21 protein-coding genes and 1 tRNA gene are annotated in these 17,839 nt (G+C 63.8%); 11 read left to right on the top strand and 11 right to left on the bottom strand.

Annotation, left to right across the window (positions count from 1 at the left end):
• The first annotated feature begins 146 nt into the window (after positions 1–146).
• Genes D0Z70_RS18765 through queE form a run of 3 tightly spaced genes read left to right on the top strand, consistent with a single transcriptional unit; the run spans position 147 to position 1,951 of the window.
• Positions 147–551 (top strand): DUF3617 domain-containing protein, encoded by a 405-nt coding sequence (locus D0Z70_RS18765; RefSeq protein ID WP_119749094.1) that lies wholly within the window; start codon positions 147–149, stop codon positions 549–551.
• Positions 552–597: 46 nt separating this feature from the next.
• On the top strand, positions 598–1,290 hold the full coding sequence (gene queC / locus D0Z70_RS18760; RefSeq protein WP_119749092.1) for a 7-cyano-7-deazaguanine synthase QueC: 693 nt from the start codon (positions 598–600) through the stop codon (positions 1,288–1,290).
• Between the two features lie 13 nt (positions 1,291–1,303).
• Positions 1,304–1,951 carry a 7-carboxy-7-deazaguanine synthase gene (gene queE / locus D0Z70_RS18755; RefSeq protein ID WP_119749090.1) on the top strand — a complete coding sequence of 216 codons (648 nt, stop codon included), beginning with the start codon at positions 1,304–1,306 and terminating at the stop codon, positions 1,949–1,951.
• Positions 1,952–2,112: 161 nt separating this feature from the next.
• Here queE and D0Z70_RS18750 read toward each other — a convergent pair whose 3' ends face one another.
• The 3 genes from D0Z70_RS18750 to lipB all read right to left on the bottom strand — a co-directional run bounded on the left by D0Z70_RS18750 (position 2,113) and on the right by lipB (position 3,906).
• Complete coding sequence (locus D0Z70_RS18750; RefSeq protein WP_119749088.1) at positions 2,113–2,808, bottom strand: hypothetical protein; 696 nt, start codon at positions 2,806–2,808, stop codon at positions 2,113–2,115.
• Positions 2,809–2,882: 74 nt separating this feature from the next.
• Complete coding sequence (locus tag D0Z70_RS18745; RefSeq protein WP_119749086.1) at positions 2,883–3,161, bottom strand: hypothetical protein; 279 nt, start codon at positions 3,159–3,161, stop codon at positions 2,883–2,885.
• Positions 3,162–3,210: 49 nt separating this feature from the next.
• On the bottom strand, positions 3,211–3,906 hold the full coding sequence (gene lipB / locus D0Z70_RS18740; protein ID WP_119749084.1) for a lipoyl(octanoyl) transferase LipB: 696 nt from the start codon (positions 3,904–3,906) through the stop codon (positions 3,211–3,213).
• Between the two features lie 80 nt (positions 3,907–3,986).
• Here lipB and D0Z70_RS18735 point away from each other — a divergent pair, with 80 nt between their 5' ends.
• On the top strand, positions 3,987–4,781 hold the full coding sequence (locus D0Z70_RS18735) for a DUF7847 domain-containing protein (protein ID WP_119749082.1): 795 nt from the start codon (positions 3,987–3,989) through the stop codon (positions 4,779–4,781).
• Here the strand turns inward: D0Z70_RS18735 and D0Z70_RS18730 are convergent.
• The 3 genes from D0Z70_RS18730 to D0Z70_RS18720 are packed head-to-tail and all read right to left on the bottom strand — an operon-like array spanning position 4,763 to position 6,737.
• The gene (locus D0Z70_RS18730) at positions 4,763–5,362 is read right to left on the bottom strand and encodes a GNAT family N-acetyltransferase (protein WP_119749080.1); all 600 of its coding nucleotides are present in this window, start codon (positions 5,360–5,362) and stop codon (positions 4,763–4,765) included. The two genes, D0Z70_RS18735 and D0Z70_RS18730, sit on opposite strands and share 19 nt — an antisense overlap.
• 5 nt (positions 5,363–5,367) lie before the next feature.
• Positions 5,368–6,270 (bottom strand): oxygen-dependent coproporphyrinogen oxidase, encoded by a 903-nt coding sequence (gene hemF, locus D0Z70_RS18725; protein ID WP_119749078.1) that lies wholly within the window; start codon positions 6,268–6,270, stop codon positions 5,368–5,370.
• Positions 6,267–6,737, bottom strand: a complete 471-nt coding sequence (locus D0Z70_RS18720) for a tRNA (cytidine(34)-2'-O)-methyltransferase (protein WP_119749076.1) — start codon at positions 6,735–6,737, stop codon at positions 6,267–6,269. The genes hemF and D0Z70_RS18720 overlap by 4 nt, the downstream gene beginning before the upstream one ends.
• A gap of 197 nt (positions 6,738–6,934) precedes the next feature.
• On the opposite strand from D0Z70_RS18720, the gene petA reads away from it, so the two are divergent.
• The 5 genes from petA to D0Z70_RS18695 all read left to right on the top strand — a co-directional run bounded on the left by petA (position 6,935) and on the right by D0Z70_RS18695 (position 10,813).
• Positions 6,935–7,501 carry a ubiquinol-cytochrome c reductase iron-sulfur subunit gene (petA, locus tag D0Z70_RS18715; RefSeq protein ID WP_119749074.1) on the top strand — a complete coding sequence of 189 codons (567 nt, stop codon included), beginning with the start codon at positions 6,935–6,937 and terminating at the stop codon, positions 7,499–7,501.
• A gap of 11 nt (positions 7,502–7,512) precedes the next feature.
• A complete protein-coding gene (locus tag D0Z70_RS18710; protein WP_119749072.1) occupies positions 7,513–8,805 on the top strand; it encodes a cytochrome b in 1,293 nt (430 codons plus the stop codon).
• Between the two features lie 15 nt (positions 8,806–8,820).
• Positions 8,821–9,672: a cytochrome c1 gene (locus D0Z70_RS18705; RefSeq protein ID WP_119749069.1), complete on the top strand. Its 852-nt coding sequence runs from the start codon at positions 8,821–8,823 to the stop codon at positions 9,670–9,672.
• Between the two features lie 78 nt (positions 9,673–9,750).
• The gene (locus tag D0Z70_RS18700) at positions 9,751–10,284 is read left to right on the top strand and encodes an adenine phosphoribosyltransferase (RefSeq protein WP_119749067.1); all 534 of its coding nucleotides are present in this window, start codon (positions 9,751–9,753) and stop codon (positions 10,282–10,284) included.
• Complete coding sequence (locus tag D0Z70_RS18695; RefSeq protein ID WP_119749065.1) at positions 10,274–10,813, top strand: P-loop nucleotide/nucleoside kinase family protein; 540 nt, start codon at positions 10,274–10,276, stop codon at positions 10,811–10,813. The genes D0Z70_RS18700 and D0Z70_RS18695 overlap by 11 nt, the downstream gene beginning before the upstream one ends.
• A gap of 15 nt (positions 10,814–10,828) precedes the next feature.
• On the opposite strand, the gene D0Z70_RS18690 is transcribed toward D0Z70_RS18695, so the two are convergent.
• Both D0Z70_RS18690 and D0Z70_RS18685 read right to left on the bottom strand, forming a co-directional pair.
• Positions 10,829–11,446 (bottom strand): 5'-methylthioadenosine/S-adenosylhomocysteine nucleosidase, encoded by a 618-nt coding sequence (locus tag D0Z70_RS18690; protein WP_119749063.1) that lies wholly within the window; start codon positions 11,444–11,446, stop codon positions 10,829–10,831.
• 64 nt (positions 11,447–11,510) lie between these two features.
• A tRNA-Val gene (locus tag D0Z70_RS18685) sits at positions 11,511–11,585 on the bottom strand.
• Between the two features lie 128 nt (positions 11,586–11,713).
• Here D0Z70_RS18685 and D0Z70_RS18680 point away from each other — a divergent pair.
• Positions 11,714–13,045 (top strand): dicarboxylate/amino acid:cation symporter, encoded by a 1,332-nt coding sequence (locus D0Z70_RS18680; RefSeq protein WP_119749061.1) that lies wholly within the window; start codon positions 11,714–11,716, stop codon positions 13,043–13,045.
• Between the two features lie 10 nt (positions 13,046–13,055).
• On the opposite strand, the gene cpdR is transcribed toward D0Z70_RS18680, so the two are convergent.
• The gene (gene cpdR / locus D0Z70_RS18675) at positions 13,056–13,433 is read right to left on the bottom strand and encodes a cell cycle two-component system response regulator CpdR (protein ID WP_017182848.1); all 378 of its coding nucleotides are present in this window, start codon (positions 13,431–13,433) and stop codon (positions 13,056–13,058) included.
• Between the two features lie 142 nt (positions 13,434–13,575).
• On the opposite strand from cpdR, the gene D0Z70_RS18670 reads away from it, so the two are divergent.
• On the top strand, positions 13,576–14,469 hold the full coding sequence (locus D0Z70_RS18670) for an N-formylglutamate amidohydrolase (RefSeq protein WP_119749157.1): 894 nt from the start codon (positions 13,576–13,578) through the stop codon (positions 14,467–14,469).
• A gap of 3 nt (positions 14,470–14,472) precedes the next feature.
• Here the strand turns inward: D0Z70_RS18670 and D0Z70_RS18665 are convergent, their stop codons facing one another.
• Positions 14,473–16,320: an acyltransferase family protein gene (locus D0Z70_RS18665; RefSeq protein WP_119749059.1), complete on the bottom strand. Its 1,848-nt coding sequence runs from the start codon at positions 16,318–16,320 to the stop codon at positions 14,473–14,475.
• A gap of 434 nt (positions 16,321–16,754) precedes the next feature.
• Complete coding sequence (locus D0Z70_RS18660) at positions 16,755–17,759, bottom strand: class 1 fructose-bisphosphatase (protein WP_119749057.1); 1,005 nt, start codon at positions 17,757–17,759, stop codon at positions 16,755–16,757.
• Between the last annotated feature and the right edge of the window lie 80 nt (positions 17,760–17,839).

Below are 17,839 nucleotides of genomic sequence, written 5' to 3'. Positions count from 1 at the left end.
GCGCAATCATTTCGCTAACGATATTTGTAATTTGGGCAAGGCCGTCCGTTCGCGCTATCAAAATGCCGTAATTGCGGGTCATGCGTCGGATGACTGGATTGCGGCTCACCCGGCGCGCGACCCATGGCGGGACACAGGCTAGGATCATGGCAAGAAACGGACTGCGGACGCTGGCCGTCGCGGCAGCAATGATGATGGCGAGTTGGGCCGGGGCAGCCCATGTCCCGACGCTCGCGGCCCTGCGTCCGCTGCAAACCGGGCAATGGGAATTGCACGAACGCGGCGAAGGCGGGGAAATACGCAAGCTGTGCGTCACGGACCTGCGCCAGTTGCTCCAGATTCGCCATGGCCGAACGCTGTGCCGCAGCTTCGTGGTCAGCGACGCCGCCACCATGGCGACCGTCACTTATGATTGCGCTGCCGCTGGCAATGGCCGCACGGACCTGCGCGTCGAAACCCCCCGGCTGGTCCAGATCAATTCGCAGGGGATTGCCGATGGCGCGCCCTTTGCCTTTGCGATGGAAGCCCGGCGCATCGGTGCCTGCCAATAAGTGCACCATGCTTGCACTGGCGCGTCGCGGGCGGTAGCGCGGGGCCATGAGTGCCAATGAAGGAAAATTCGCCGTCGTCCTGCTGTCGGGCGGCCTTGATTCGATGGTCGCGGGCGGTCTGGCGCGTGAGGCTGGCTATCATCTGCTGGCCTTGTCGATCGACTATAACCAGCGGCATCGGGTCGAACTGCGCGCGGCAGGACGGGTGGCGCAGGCGCTCAACGCCATGCGCCATATCGTCCTACCGCTTGACCTGACCGCGTTTGGCGGATCGGCGCTGACTGCCGATATCGCCGTGCCAAAGGGCGGAGTGGGCGACGATATTCCTGTCACCTATGTGCCCGCCCGCAACACCATCTTCCTGTCGCTGACGCTGGGGCTGGCCGAAGTCGCTGGAGCCAGCGACATTTTCATCGGCGTCAACGCGCTTGATTATTCGGGATACCCCGATTGCCGCCCCGAATTTATCGACGCCTTCCAGACCATGGCAGCCCTCGCCACCAAGGCGGGGGTGGAGGGCCACCCGATTCGCATCAACGCCCCGCTGCAACATATGAGCAAGGCGGATATTGTGCGGGAGGCGCATCGGCTGGGGCTGGATGCCGGGGTCAGCTGGTCCTGCTATGACCCGACGCCCGACGGCAAGCATTGCGGCCTGTGCGACAGTTGCCGCCTGCGGTCGAAGGGGTTTGAGGAAGCAGGCCTGCCCGACCCCACCATCTACGCCACCCGGCCCTGAACGGCGACGGACGATGAGCTATGCCGTCAAGGAAATGTTCCTGACCCTTCAGGGTGAAGGGGTGCAGGCCGGGCGGCGCGCGGTATTCCTGCGCTTTGCCGGCTGCAACCTGTGGAGCGGGCGTGAACAGGACCGGGCGCAGGCGATCTGCCGTTTTTGCGACACCGATTTCGTCGGTACGGATGGCGATGGCGGCGGCAAATTCGCCGATGCCGACGCGCTGGCCGATGCTGCGCTGGCTTTCTGGGGCGAGGGTGACGCAGGCCGTTATATCGTCCTGACCGGCGGAGAGCCGATGCTGCAGGTCGATGATGCGCTGGTCGATGCGCTCCACGCCCGCGGCTTCACCATCGCGATCGAAAGCAACGGCACGCTGCCGGTCCATCCCGGCATCGACTGGATCTGCATCAGCCCCAAGGCGGGCAGCCAGGTCGTCCAGCGTTCAGGCCATGAGTTGAAGCTGGTCTGGCCCCAGCCGGGCGGCGGTCACTCGCTCGCCGATGTCGCGGCAATGGAGCAATGGGCCTTTGCCCATCACTTGCTCCAGCCGCTTGATGACCCCCATGCACAGGACAATGCCCGCGCCGCGATCGCGCTGGTTATGGACCGCCCGCGCTGGCGACTGACGGTGCAGGCCCATAAATATCTGGGCCTGCGGTAGGCGCGGGCTTTCACAGAAAGCCGTTCGTGCGGAGTAGCCATTGAGCTTGTCGAAATGGCATATCGAAGGACAAGCGCCAGATGCTTCGATATGGGGCTTCGACTTCGCTCAGCCCCTACGCCGCACGAACGGACAAGGAATATGGCATTTGGCCGACCCAGCTAAGGCTGGGTCACGCCCGTCTGCGCATTCCATTGTTGCTGGCAAGCGGGAGTCAGCACACCCTTTTTCCAGCATTTGGGAGAGAAGGAGGGTAGGGCGACATGATAGTCATAGCCCGGCGATCCATAATATTGCTCGCCCGCCACCACGAGCGACTTCTTGATCGACGCAAGGCCATTACGCGCCACTTCATGCAACGTACCACGATCGGCGAAGATCGCCTGCCGCCCGACGACCGTGGCTGCCTGACAGAAACCCTTTTGCGCCTGCACCGTCGAATAGCCCGAATAGATGCGGGTGCCATATTGGTCGGACGCGGCCTGCCCAGGCCGTCCCTTGCCCACGGTGCGCTGGAAATAACCCAGCAGCACCGCCTGCGCCGAATCAAGTTCGGCATCATGATGGGCGATCATCGCATTGTAATTGCTGATCGCCAGCAGCGTCGGTTCGAACTGGCATTGCAGCGCGGCGATATTCAGCGCCGCGCGCAGGTTCCACACCAGCCCCGCCTTGATCTCGGCGGCATTGGCACCCGGCAGGCCCATCGCCGTCGCGGCGGCTGCGTCGGTCAGCGGCGGCGCGGACAGGTCAGGCGGCGACCAGAAAAATTGCGCGGCGGCAGGCTGCGCCATCAACGGCGCGGCGGCCAGCGCCAGACCCGCAAGGATGCGGCGCAGCGGGAAACGGACAATCATGAGACGATACTCTCCAACGGGACGGCGTGTGTCCCCCTCTTATTCTCTAAAATAACTCTATCAGACCTGAACCGTCACTGATCGGCCAGAACCTCCGCTTCCTCACCCTGGGCCTTTTCGGCGGCGGGCTTGGCAATCATAGTCGCCGCATTGTCGGCGGCATTGCCGCTCGGCAGGGCGACCGCCGTGCCTTCGCTCTGCACCCCATCCAGATCGGTCATGGCGTCGGTCGCGGTGCCATCCACCACTTCCATATCCTTCATCTCGACCTTGTTGCCGCCCTTGTCGGCACTGCCACAGGCGGCAAGCGCGAACAGCATGGCGAAAGCTACGGTCATCGCGTTCCGACGCATCCGGGTCTCCTTCAGGCCCGGCAGCCTACGCCCGGCGAAAGACCAGACCCTAGCGGTCCGTTCCGCATTGCTCAACCCCCGTGCCGCATCGACCCAAGCGATTGAGAAAAGCAGGGAAATGCGCCCGTAACGCATCGTCCAGCGCGGCTATGGACGCGGTGCCGCCCAGCGCGGCGATGCTGGTGACCGGATAGTCGCTGATCCCACACGGCACAATGCCGGTAAAATGCGACAAGTCAGGATCGACATTGATCGAAAAGCCATGGAGCGTGACCCAGCGCCGCACCCGGATGCCCAGCGCGCCGATCTTCGCCTCCCGCCCCTGCGCGTCGTCGGTCCAGATGCCGATCCGTCCTTCCGCCCGCCGCGCGGCAATGCCCAGATCGCCCAGCGCCGCGATCATCCAGCCTTCCAGATGATGGACGAAATTGCGGACATCCTTGCCGCGTTTGCCCAGGTCAATGTTGAGATAGCCGATCCGCTGCCCCGGCCCATGATAGGTATAGCGCCCGCCGCGCCCGGCATCATACACGGGAAAGCGCGGGTCGATCAGTTCGGCAGGATCGGCACTGGTCCCGGCGGTGTAGAGCGGCGGATGCTCGATCAGCCAGACCCGCTCGCCCGCTTCGCCCGCATGGATCGCGGCGGCGCGCGCTTCCATGTCCGCCAGCGCTTGCGGGTAGGCGACAGGCGATCTGTCCACGCGCCATTCGACGCTATCGGGAAAGGGGAGGGGCTGGCTCATGACCCTTCCTTGACTTGGGCCGGGCGAGCGATCAAGTCTCCACCGGATTTTACGCAGCTATCAGGCAGGCAATTCAAGATATGGCGACGATGTCGATCGGCAAGGCATGGGAGGAGGCGGTTGCCTTCGTCGCCCGCGAAGCCACGCTGCTTTTTCCCGTTGCGCTGCTGTTCGTGGCGCTGCCGGGCCTGATCCTTCAGGAAATGACCCCGCCGGAACTGGCCGCCTGGTCGCTTGCGCCCACCGCATCGACCATGCCAGCGGTTCCGGCCAGCTACTGGCTGGGGCTGACAATGGCGGTCCTCCTCGTCTGGTTCGGGTCGCTCACTTTGTTTGCGCTGGCACTGCGCCCCGGCATCAGCGTGGGTGAAGCCCTGCGCCTCGCCTTCCACCGCCTGCCCGTGCTGATCGGTACGGCCCTGGCCGTCATCGGCGCGCTGATGGTGGTGGTTCTGGCCGTCGTGATCGTGATGGTGCTGTTGTCGCTCGTGTCGAAGGCGCTGGCGGCGGGCCTCGCCGTCCTGCTTGGATTCGCGGTCGCCGGTGCGGCGCTCTTCGCCAGTATCCGGCTGATGCTGCTGAACCCGGTCGTGATTGACGGTAGCGCGGGCGTCATGCCCTCGCTGCGTCAGGCCTGGGCGCTCACGCGCGGCCATTTCTGGCGTTTGCTGGCCTTCATCCTGATCATCACGATTTTATCGGCCATCACCAGCACGGCGGCACAGGCGATATTCGGCCTGCTCGGCAGCGTGATTGGCGGCGCTGATGCCGCGCGGCTGGCTGGCAGCGTTGCGGGGGCTGCCATCTCGACGGTGTTGCAGGTCTATATGCTCGTCATGATCGCCCGCCTCTATCGTCAGGCGTTGGCAGCCTGATCCAGCAGTGGCACATGCGGTGCACAGTCGCGCGGTAAAATCCCCGCGAGGCGCGGGTCGGCAAAAGTCTCGATCTCGCGCTTGGTCGGCACAAACCCGGCCTTGATGTAAAATCCCAGCGCGGCGGGACTATCGAGCGTGCAGGTGTGGACCCAGAATCGCTCCACCCCCTTGCGCCACGCCAGCGCCTTGGCCTGCGCCATCAGCCATTGGCCATGGCCCTTACCGTTCAACTGCGGCACCAGCCCGAAAAAGCCCAGTTCGCAATCGGGCATCGCCCGGAAATCCAGTTCCAGCAACCCGACCTCTATCCCGCGCGGATCAGTGACGGCGTAAATCTCCACCAACGGATTATGGATGATCGTAGCGAGCGATTCGTCGTTCATCACCAGCCGGGAAAACCACAGCCATGGCTCGCCCACCCGGCGGAACAGCGCGCGATAGGTCTCAAGTTTCGGCGCCTTCCACCGCACCAGTTGCAGCGGCGCGGGCGGGATGGGCGCAGGGCGGGGACGCGCGCGCATCTCCAGATGGGTAACGACCGCCGCTACCATCCCCGGCTCGACTGCGCTCAGCCCCATCGCGCTCAGCTCCAGCTGGCCATCGGCGGCAGGCTCATCAGGATCGCGTCGATATTGCCCCCGGTCTTGAGCCCAAACAGCGTCCCCCGGTCATGCACCAGATTGAACTCGGCATAGCGACCGCGCCACTCCAGCATCTGTGCATAGTCCGCCTCGCTCCAAGTGTCGCCCATGCGCCGCCGCACGATCGGCGGATAGGCGTCCAGAAACGCATCGCCCACCGCGCGGGTGAAGGCAAAGTTCGCGTCGAATCCCGCATCGTCGGCACATTCGAGATGATCGTAGAAAATCCCGCCGACCCCGCGATGGACGCCGCGATGGGGAATGTAGAAATACTCGTCCGCCCACGCCTTGAAACGCGGATAATAGTCCGCGTCATGCGCGTCGCAGGCGCTTTTCAGCACATCATGGAAATAGGCGGTATCCTCTTCGCGCGGCAAAGGCGGGTTCAGGTCCGCGCCGCCGCCGAACCAGCTTTTGGTCGTCACCAGGTAGCGCGTGTTCATATGCACGGCGGGGACATGCGGATTGGCCATATGCGCGACCAGGCTGATGCCGGTGGCGAAGAAGGCGGGATTTTCGTCCGCGCCATGGATGGTCTGCGCGAATCCGGGGGCAAATTCGCCCCCGACGGTGGATACATTGACCCCGACCTTCTCGAATATCTTGCCCTTCATCACGCCCCGAACGCCGCCACCACCTTCGCCCGGTGCCTGACCCTCCGCTTCCCTGTCCCAATGGGTATAGGCAAAGCTGGCATCGCTTCCCGCTTCCCGCTCGATCGCCTCGAACGCGGCGCAGATTCGGTCGCGCAGCGATTCGAACCATGCGCGCGCGGCCTGCTGCCGGGAATCGAGGGCAAAGGGAACGGTCGGCACAGGGGCTGGGGTTATTGGGGCAGGGGTCATTGCGGGAACTTTCCGGTCTGGCGCAGGGCTTCGGCGACGGCGATGCCCGTGGAAACGGCGATATTCAAGGACCGAAACCCCTCCGCCATGGGAATGCGGATGCGAATATCAGCGATATCGCGCACCTCTACCGGCACGCCTGCGCCTTCCGATCCCATCAGCAACACATCGTCGGCGCGGAATTCGACGTCGGGCAGGCGCTGGGACGCATGGGCGCTCATCAGCAGCAGGCGGCGGCCCTGCGCCCGCCTTTCCGCGTCGAAGGCCGCGAAATTGGCGTGGCGGGTGACATCGGCCGACGCGCCATAATCCATCGCGGCGCGCTTGAGGCGTGCGTCGGAGAAGGCGAATCCGGTCGGCATGATGATGTCCACCGGCACGGCGAAACAGGCCGCCAGACGCAGGATCGCGCCGACATTGCCCGCTATTTCGGGTTGGTAAAGGGCTATACGCATGACCCGCGCCATAATGCAGCGCGGCAAATTGTCATAGGGTGCGTGACTTTGCTGTTGGCAAAGAGCGCGCACTGAGGTTATCAGGCCCGCGAACCACGCCGGGGGGAAGGCGGGGCCATTTCGCATGGCTATCCGAATTCCTTGACACAAAGGTGCCGATAACGGTGCTGCGGCGGGATCAGGGACGTTCTTGCAAGGGTTTGAGATGCATGGCGATCGTTGAACATACAGACAGCACGGGTATATCCGGCGATGATGGGGTGCGTCGTCGCGATTTCATCAACATCGCTGCGGTGAGTTTTGCAGGCGTCGGCGCTGTCGCCGTCGTGCTGCCGCTGATCGACCAGATGAACCCCAGCGCCGACGTGCTGGCGCTTGCATCGACCGAAGTCGATCTTTCGGCGATCCAGCCGGGTCAGGCGATCAAGACCACCTTCCGCAGCCAGCCGCTCTTCGTGCGCCAGCTGACGGAAAAGGAAATCGCCGAAGCCGACAAGGTGGACGCCTCCACGCTGCGCGATCCGCAGACGCTGGAAGAGCGCACCGTCGACGGCAAGAAGCAGTGGCTGGTGACCATGGGTGTCTGCACCCATCTGGGCTGCGTGCCGCTGGGCGCGGGCGAAGGTGAGAATAAGGGCGAATATGGCGGCTATTTCTGCCCATGCCATGGTTCGTCCTACGACACCGCCGCGCGCATCCGCAAAGGTCCCGCGCCCAAGAACCTGGAAGTGCCGAAGTTCAGCTTCACTTCCGACACCGCCATTCTCGTAGGCTGAGGTAAGAAACGATGAGCTTTCCCTGGGCTGAGCAATATACGCCGAAAAATCCGGTGATGGTGTGGATCGACGAGAAGCTGCCGCTTCCGCGTCTCGCCTATAACGCGGTGGGTGCGGGCTATCCCGTGCCGCGCAACCTCAACTATTTCTGGAACTTCGGCGTATTGGCCGGTCTGGCGCTGATGATCCAGATCGTCACCGGCGTGATCATGGCGATGCACTATGGCGCGAACGATCTCGTCGCGTTCAGCACCGTCGAACAGACGATGCGTGACGTGAATGCCGGTTGGCTGATGCGCTACGCCCACGCCAACGGCGCGAGCTTCTTCTTCATCGTCGTCTATCTCCACATTTTCCGCGGCCTCTATTTCGGCTCCTACAAGGCGCCCCGCGAAATGGTGTGGCTGCTCGGCCTCGTCATCTTCCTGCTGATGATGGCGACCGCCTTCATGGGCTATGTGCTGCCCTGGGGCCAGATGTCCTACTGGGGTGCGAAGGTGATCACCGGCCTGTTCGGCGCGATCCCCGTGGTGGGTGAACCGATCCAGACCTGGCTGCTGGGCGGTTTTGCCCCCGGCAACGCCTCGCTCAACCGCTTCTTCTCGCTCCACTTCCTGCTGCCCTTCGTGATTGCCGGTGTCATCATCCTGCACATCTGGGCGCTGCATATTCCGGGCTCATCGAACCCGACCGGCGTGGAAGTGAAGGGGCCGCAGGACACTGTGCCGTTCCACCCCTATTACACAGCCAAGGATGGCTTCGGCGCGGGCGTGTTCCTGATCGCCTTCTGTGCGCTGCTGTTCTTCGCCCCCAACTTCCTGGGCCACCCGGATAACTATATCGAGGCGAACCCGCTCTCGACCCCCGCGCACATCGTGCCGGAATGGTATTTCTGGCCCTTCTACGCCATCCTGCGCGCCTTCACCGTGGACTTCTTCTTCGTCCCCGCCAAGCTTTTGGGCGTGCTGGCGATGTTCGCGTCGATCCTGCTGCTCTTCTTCCTGCCCTGGCTCGACACCTCGCCGGTGCGGTCGGGCAAATATCGGCCGACCTTCAACAAATTCTTCTGGATCCTCGTCATCGACGTGCTGATCCTGGGCTGGTTGGGCGGCGCGCCGGCAGAAGAGCCGTTCGTGATGATGAGCCAGGTCGCGGCGGCCTATTATTTCGCCCACTTCCTGATCATCCTTCCGCTGATCTCGCGCTTTGAAAAGCCGCTGCCGCTGCCCGGCTCGATCACTGAGGCCGTGCTGGCAAAATATGGCAAGACCGACGGCGCAACCGTCGCGGTCCCGGCCGAATAAGGGGTAGATAAGACCATGGTTCGCATTGGCGCATTCCTCGTCGGCCTCTTCTTTGCAGGCTGGCTGTTCATCTCCTTCCTGATCGGTGCGGTGGCTTATGTCTCCGAACCGCCAGTACCGACCGTGGAAAAGGCTTTCCACGAGTTGCCCAAGCATGTGGCCTATTCGTTCGACGGGCCGCTGGGTCATTATGACAAGCAGCAGCTGCAGCGCGGCTTCCAGGTGTTCAAGGAAGTCTGCTCGGCCTGCCACAGCCTTAAGTTCGTGGCGTTCCGCGATCTTGAAGCACTTGGCTATAACGAAGCCGAAGTGAAGGCGATCGCCAAGCAGTGGGCGATCAAGACCCCGTCGGTCGATCCGGCCACGGGCGAAGCCTCCACGCGCGAGCCTGTGCCGTCGGATTATTTCCCCAAGCCCTTCGCGAACAATGTCGCGGCGGCGGCGGCGAACAACAACGCCATCCCGCCAGACCTGTCGCTGATGACCAAGGCCCGCCATCATGGCAGCGCCTATGTCTATTCGCTGCTGACCGGCTATCAGGCGCAACCGGCCGAACTGCTCAAGAAGTTCCCGGACGCCAAGACGCCGGAGGGGCTGCACTACAACCCCTATTTCGCCAACCTCAACCTGGCGATGGCACCGCCGCTCTCGGCTGACGGTCAGGTGACCTATGGTCCGGGCCAGCCCAAGCCGACGGTCGACCAGATGGCGCAGGACGTCGCGGCGTTCCTGACCTGGACCGCCGAACCGAAGCTGGAAAACCGCCACCGTGCGGGTCTGGCGACGCTGATCTTCCTGCTGATCGCCACGGGCCTGGCCTATATGTCCTATCAGAATATCTGGGCGGACAAGAAAAAGGCCGCCTGACGGGCACGTCCGACAGGACAAGCATAGCAAAGGGCGCGGTTTCTTGAGGAAGCCGCGCCCTTTCTCTATAGGGGCGCCATGACCAGCGACCTGACCGACCTCATCCGCACCATTCCTGACTTTCCCAAGCCGGGCATCCAGTTTCGCGACATCACGACGCTGCTGGCCGATGGGGAAGGGCTGCGCGACCTGACCGCACGGCTGGCCGATATCGCCCGGCCACTCGACCCGGACCTGATCGTCGGCATCGAGGCGCGGGGCTTCATCCTGGGCGCAGCACTGGCGCTTGCGCTGGGCAAAGGCTTCGTGCCGGTGCGCAAGAAAGGCAAGCTGCCCGGCAAGACCGTCGGCATCGACTATGTTCTGGAATATGGCACCGACCGGCTGGAACTGCATGAAGGCCAGGTGCCGCAGGGCGCGCGCGTGCTGCTAGTCGACGATCTGATCGCCACTGGCGGCACGGCGCTGGCCGCGGCGCAATTGCTGCGCGAGCAGGGGGCCAGCGTGCTGATGGCACTATTTGCGATCGACCTGCCCGATCTCGGCGGCATGGCGGCACTGGAAGCGGACGGCATCGTCGCGCAGGCGATCATGACGTTCGATGGCCGTTGAGACGACCCCGACCCTGCTCTTTCTCTATGGCCCCGCAGCGGCCGGCAAGCTGACGATTGCGCGGATCGTTGCTGACCGCACCGGCCTTGCGCTGTTTCACAACCATCTGATCGTGGACGCGGTCGCGGCCCTCTTTCCGTTCGGATCGCCGGAGTTTGTACGGCTACGGGAACGATTCTGGATAGAGGCGATGGTCTCGGCCATTGATGCCGGACAGTCGCTGATCTTCACTTTCGCGCCCGAACCCAGCGTTGCGCCCGATTTCCCGCAGCGCCTTCAGGCCCAGGTCGAAGCGGCAGGCGGGAAGCTTTGCTTCATCGCGCTGACCGTTGCTGCTGATGTGCAGGACGATCGGATTGCCGATCCGGGCCGCGCTGCATTTGGCAAGTTGCGCTCGCTCGACCTGTTGCGTGCCATTCGCGCCGATTGCGATCGCTGCATGGCCGCCATGCCAGTGCCATCACTGACTCTCGATACTGGCCTGATGTCGCCCGAACAAGCGGCCGAGCGTATCGTCGCCCTGCTATAGGTTGCGGCCCGCGTGCTAGCGCAGTGCTTCTTCCAGCCCGTCTACTGCCGCCGCCAATCGTTCGTCCAGCAAGCCCAGCAACGCCGTCCAGCCATGGATATGCTCCAACTCGCCCGGCCCGTCGGAAATGCCGCGCAGCCCCATCAATGGCACGCCATAACGGGCACAGGCGCGCGCGACCGCAAATGTCTCCATGTCCACCATATCGGCGTCGATCGCGGCATAGTCATCGCCGCCCACGATATTGGCCCCGGTCGACAGCCGCGCAGTCGGCAACGTCAATGGCGTCACCAGCGGCAGATCGACCGGATGATCGACAAAGGGCGTCACCCCCTTCACGAACCCCAGCCGCGACGCATCCATGTCGCGCCAGGACACGCTGGCGACCTGCACTACCTCGCCCAGCCCGCACACGCGCGATCCTGCCGATCCCAGACACACGACCAGATCGGGCAGGGCATCCGCTAGCGCCATGTCGTGCAGCGCAATGCCGGTCGCCAGTGCTGCCTCGATCGGACCCACGCCCGTCATCAGCGGCGCGAATCGGGCGCGCAACTGCGGCCCATATTCCGCCTCCGCCGCCATCACGAACAACAGGCGCTGGCCCGAAATCGTCTCGCAAACCGGGATCATCTGGTCCTCCGCCTGTGACAAAAGAGAAAGCCCGCCACCTGAAAACAGGCGACGGGCTTTGTCATGGTGGGCGTAGCAAGGATTGAACTTGCGACCCCTGCGATGTCAACACAGTGCTCTACCACTGAGCTATACGCCCACGGGAGTTGGGCCAATAGCCGGGGGACCGGACCTGCGCAAGCGGGAAATTGCAGGGGTGCGACATTCTTCTGGACAGCGCAGGGACGGCCCATATGCTGCGGCGCAAACAGGGGGACGCCAAGACATATGCTGCCATCGCCATCCTCGCCGATCCAGACGACGCCGCGTCTGCCATGGTATCGTCAGCTCTATGTCCAGGTGCTGATCGCGATCGCGCTGGGTGTCGCAATCGGCCATTTCTTCCCCGATATGGGCGTGCAGCTAAAGCCGCTGGGCGACGCCTTCATCAAGCTGGTGAAGATGATCATCGCCCCGGTCATTTTCCTCACCATCGTCACCGGCATTGCGGGGATGAAGGAATTGGGCGCAATCGGCCGGGTCGCGGCCAAGGCCTTTGCCTATTTCCTGACCTTTTCGACACTCGCGCTCATTGTCGGGCTGATCGTCGCCAATCTGGTGCAGCCGGGCGCGGGTCTCAATATCGATCCGGCCAGTCTGGACGCGGGCAAGGTTGCCGACTTCGCGCACAAGGCGCATGAAACCACGCTCACCGGCTTCCTGATGAGCATCATTCCTTCGACCATGGTCTCGGCGGTCGCGGACGGCAATATCCTCCAAGTCCTGTTCGTCGCCATATTGTTCGGCATCGCGCTCACCATGATCGGGGACAAGGCCGCGCCGCTGATGGCGGTTCTCGAATCGGCCAGCCATGCGGTGTTCAAGCTGGTCGCCTTCCTGATGAAGGCGGCACCGGTCGGGGCGTTCGGCGCGATGGCCTTCACCATCGGCGAATATGGCGTCGGCACGCTTGCCAATCTGGCCGGGCTGGTCGCGACCTTCTACCTGACCTCGCTGCTGTTCGTGCTGGTGGTGCTGGGCACCGTCGCACGGCTGGCGGGGTTCAACATTCTGCACCTCATCCGCTACCTCAAGGCCGAATTGCTGCTCGTGCTGGGGACATCCTCGTCCGAAGCCGCGCTGCCCAGCCTGATCGAGAAGATGGAGCGGGCCGGGTGCCGCAAGTCGGTGGTCGGGCTGGTCGTGCCGACCGGCTACAGCTTCAACCTGGATGGCACCAACATCTATATGACGCTGGCGGCCCTGTTCATCGCGCAGGCGTGCAATGTCGACCTGACCCTGCAACAGCAGATCTTGCTGCTGCTGGTGGCGATGATCTCGTCCAAGGGTGCGGCGGGCGTGACCGGCGCGGGCTTCATCACCCTGGCAGCAACGCTGTCGATCGTGCCGTCGGTGCCGGTCGCGGGCATGGCCCTGATATTGGGGGTCGATCGCTTCATGAGCGAAGTCCGCGCGCTCACCAACTTCGTCGGCAATGCCGTCGCGACGGTGGTGGTATCGGCTTGGGAGAAAGGGCTGGACCGTGAGCGATTCGCCGCCGCCATGGCCGGCATCCCGCTCAACCCCACGCCCGATATGGAGGAAGTGATCGAGGATTGAGGGGCGGGGTTCAGTTCAGCCCGGTCAGGCTCTCGCTACCGAACATCCGTTCGACTTCCAGCACCAGGTCACGCAGATGGAACGGCTTGGACAGCACCTTGGCCTGTGGCACGGCCTTTCCGGCTTTCAGCGTCACGGCGGCAAAGCCGGTGATGAACATGATCCGCATGTCCGGGGCCACTGACGCTGCGTGCTGCGCCAGTTCGATCCCGTCCATTTCGGGCATCACAATATCGGTCAGCAACAGGTCGAACCGGTCGGACGCGATATGGGGCAGCGCTTCCGTGCCGGTCGCCACGGCCACGACCTCATAGCCGGACCGTTCCAGCGCGCGCGCCAGATAGACCCGCATACTCTCATCATCTTCGGCCAGTAATATGCGAACCATTGCGCCAGCTACTCTTGTTGCCGTTTCCGGCTTGTCCCCCATGCCCCCGTCAGGGTGGCGTCCCTGACCGATATATGCGACAAGGTGTAAATATTATCCAGCCGAGTAACCATTTTTGGGCAAGCTGGTGAAAGGAGCCTCGTTGGATCGTCCCGCGCCGCATCCTCCCGCCAGGACAGAGGCGGGTTTCGACCGATTTGGCCCCGCCATCCCCGACCGGCCCATCATCCTTTCCGTGCCCCATGCCGGGCGCGACTACCCGTCCGATCTGCTGGCGCAGGCACGGGTGCGGCGGCAACAATTGCAACGGCTGGAGGATCGCTGGGCCGACCTGCTGGTCCATCCGCTGATCGCGCGCGGCTTTACCGTAGTCGTTGCCAGCGCCCCGCGTGCGCTGATCGACCTCAATCGCCATGAGCGCGAAATCGACCCTGCCATGCTGGTCGGCGTGCCGCGTGATGCCGCGCTTCAGAGCAGCGCCAAGCTGCGCGGCGGGCTGGGCCTCATCCCCCGCCGCATGGTCGGCGCGCATGAATTATGGCACAAACCGGTGGCGTGGAGCGAGGCGCAACGCCGGATTGAAACGATCCACCGGCCCTATCATGCCGAGCTGGCCCGGTTGATGACGGCGGCGCGTGACGCGCATGGCCATGCGATCCTGATCGACCTCCATTCCATGCCGCCCTTGCCGCCGCCCGCCGCCGGGCAGGCCGCGCCGGGCATCGTGCTGGGCGATCGGTTCGGGCGCAGCGCCTCCACCCGGCTGATGACGCTGGCGGCCGATGTCGCGGCGGGCCATGGCATCGTCGCGGCGCAAAATCATCCCTATCCGGGCGATCATCTGATCGAGCGCCATGGGCGGCCCGAAAGCGGGCTGCACGCGATCCAGATAGAGGTGGATCGCAGCCTTTATCTGGATGACGCGCTGGACCAGCCGGGAGCGGGGCTGGCCCGGATGCAGGGGATCATCACGGCCATCGCCCAAGCGCTGGCGAACGAATTGCCGCGCGCTCACTATGCGCTGGCGGCCGAATAAGGCTCAGCCGCCGCGCGCAATCACCAGCCGCGCGCCCGCTACGCTCAGATGGTGCGAATCGAAATAGAGCGGCTTGCCGTCGCGCTCGATCGCGCAGTGCCGGGCATCGCACAGCGCCGCGACGGGATCGATCAGCCGGACCCCGCGCGCCTGCCATCGCGCAAACAGCGCGCGCAAATGGACGGTGCGCCCGTCCACCCAGGATCGCGCGACACCCTCCGCCTGTGCCAGTTGCCCGGCGCGGGCCAGATGGGCGAGGCGGCGCGGCACGTCGAAGGGCTGCGGCGGCACCGGGCCGATCAGCACGACCTCCCGTCCCTCCGCCCGGATCGCGGCGATCGTGCGGTCCAGTCTGGCGACAAAGCCGGAATCGTCAAAATCACCATTGGCCCAGAAGGCCGCCAGATAGACGCGGCGGATGGCCGGATCGGCGCGCAAGGCGGCAAAGGCGGCGCGATTGGCCGCCGCGCAGCGCGCATCCTTGGGCGCGTCATAGCCCAGCACCGGCGGGCAACTGGACGTCGTGCGCTGCACCAGCGCCCGTCCTTGCGCCTTCGCCTCCAGCGCCAGCGCATAGGCCAGTTCGACCCCATGACTGTCGCCCCACAGCATCGCATCGGGCGGGGCGGCCGCCCCCAGCACACAGGCGCGCGCGCCGCGGGCGAATATGTCATGGCAGCGTTTGCGCTCCGGGCTGATGTCGTTACGTCCCGCCGCCTGCGCCAGCACTGTCGGCGCAAATCGCGACGGCCATGGTCCCGCCGCCAGCAAGGCCAGCGACAGGCTACACAGCAGCGCCATCGTCGCGCCGGTGAAGCGAAAGATCGTCCGCGCCGGCATCGCCTGCGAATCGCGAAAGGGGCGTTCGACAAAGCGCCAGGACAGGATCGCCGCGATCACCGACCCGGCGATCACGGCCATGCACGTCCAGCCTGTCACTGCCATGTCGGTCGCATATTCGGTGAACACGATGACCGGCCAGTGCCACAGATAAAGCGAGTAGGAGACAAGCCCCACGCCCACCAACGGCGACCAGCCCAGCAACCGCCCGGCGCTGGTCCCCGGCGCGCTGTGGATCAGCGCGGCAGCGCCCAGTACCGGGGCGAGGGCGGCGATGCCGGGAAACAAAGTGTCGCGATCATAGCAGGTAACCGCCAGCGCAATCGCGGCGATCCCGCCCCATGCCACCCCCTCGCGCAACCAGCGGGTCCGCAACGCAGGCACCGCCCCCAGCGCCAATAAAGCCCCGGCAAATAACTCCCAGGCACGGGTCGGCAGCAGGTAGAAAGCGAACCCGCTGGTATCGCGTTGCATCGCGATCGACAGCAGCAGCGATCCTGCCGCGATGGCTATCACCACCCCCGTGCGCCAGCGCGGGGCGAAGCGGGCTATGGCCATCAGCAGGATCGGGAAGCCGATATAATATTGTTCCTCTACCGCCAGCGACCATGTGTGGAGCAGCGGTTTGACGTCCGCGCCGCCCGCAAAATAGCCGGTGTCGGTGAAAAACCACAGGTTGGACGCAAACAGGGTCGCGGCCAGCGCGGACCGCGGCACCCCCTCCAGATCGCCGGGCAGATAGAGCAAGGCGCTCAAGCCCAGCACCACCAGGATCATCAGCCCCAGTGCCGGGACGATCCGCCGGAAGCGGCGTTCGTAGAAGCGCGCCAGCGAGAAGCGGGCTTCATCGACTTCGCGGGCGATGATGCCGGTGATCAGATAGCCTGATATGACGAAAAAAATGTCGACGCCGACATAACCGCCGCCAAAGCCCGGCACATGGGCATGGAACAGCAGGACTGGCAGAATCGCCAAGGCCCGCAGTCCATCAATGTCGCGGCGATAATGCATTGGCCCCGCTTAGGGATAAAGCCCTGACATTTGCTTTACCCGCGACTCGATTCGGTCCGTAGATGGTTAAAGTTTCCGCAAGCGATTGCATTTTACGCAATCGTGCCTTCACCCTTCGCATTTGCGAAAATTACGCCCGGACGACATAGATACTGTGCCTTTCAGGCATCCTCTCCTAAACTTTTTGGGCTGGTCTGCGGATCGGCCCTTTTTTTTGGTCTCGGCTTGGGCTAGGCCGTTTGGGCTACAGCCGCGCCATATAACATGTTTCTGGAGAGGGGCCGCCGGTAAGACCGGCAAGGCGAGGCCATAGCAAGGGGGATTGAGCGACACTTCGCTCTCCCCCACTTTACTCTACCCAAAGTCGCAATCGATCTGTTTTGTACTGTTCCTGATCCTCCCCTTAAAGGGGAGGATGGTTGCCCGCCAGGCGGCTATTCCCGTCCATAGGCCGTGACCATTGCCACTTCCGCCTTGTCGCCCAGCACCACGCCGACGCGCTGGTGCAGGCTGGTGGCGTCGACGTCCATGATCGGGATGAAGCCATCGGTGGCCGCGCCGCCCGCCTGCTCGACCAGATAGCTCATCGGATTGGCCTCATACATCAGGCGCAGCCGCGCCTTGCCCGGCGTGCGATGGTCGGCAGGATACATGAAGATGCCGCCGCGCTTGAGGATGCGGTGGACGTCGGCGACCATGGAGGCGGTCCAGCGCATGTTGTAATCCACCCCGCACGGCCCTTCGGCACCCATCACCCGTTCCTCGATATAGCGGGCAACGCCGGGCGACCATTGGCGGCGGTTGGACATGTTGATGGCAAATTCGCACTTGCCCTGCGGCATTTTCATGTCGCGATCGGTCATGACCCAGCTGCCGACTTCGCGGTCCAGCGTGAATTCATGCACGCCGGTGCCGACGCTCAGCACCAGCAGCGTTTGCGGCCCGTAAATGGCATAGCCTGCTGCCACCTGCGCCCGGCCATTCTGAAGGAAATCATCCTCCGTCACTTCGCGCCCGGCACATTCGTCGGGGGCTTTCAGCACCGAAAAGATGGTGCCGACCGACAGGTCGACGTCGATATTGCTGGACCCGTCGATCGGATCGAACAGCAGCAGATATTCGCCCTTGGGATAGCGATTGGGGATGCGATGGATCGTCTCCATCTCCTCGGACGCCATCGCGGCCAGATGCCCGCCCCATTCATTGGCGTCGAGCAGCAATTCGTTGGCGATCACGTCCAGCTTCTTCTGCACCTCACCCTGCACATTTTCGCTGTCCAGACTGCCCAGCACTTCGCCCAGCGCGCCCTTGCTGACGGCATGGCTGATCGTCTTGCAGGCGCGCGCCACGGTTTCGATCAGAAGACGCAATTCTGCGGGCAGCGCATTGGCAAGGCGCTGCTGTTCGATCAGGAAACGGGTGAGGGTGGTTTTGGCCATGGGCTGCCTTTCGCTTGGGGCATGACGACGCAGCGACAAGGCCGCGGCATGAAGAGAAGAACGGGCCTTCGCTAAGCGAC

The sequence above is a fragment of the Sphingobium terrigena genome (assembly GCF_003591655.1).
GTDB classification, from domain to species: Bacteria; Pseudomonadota; Alphaproteobacteria; order Sphingomonadales; family Sphingomonadaceae; genus Sphingobium; species Sphingobium terrigena.
The sequence above is the reverse complement of the archived record's forward strand: the minus strand, read 5'-3'. Positions and strand labels throughout refer to the sequence as shown.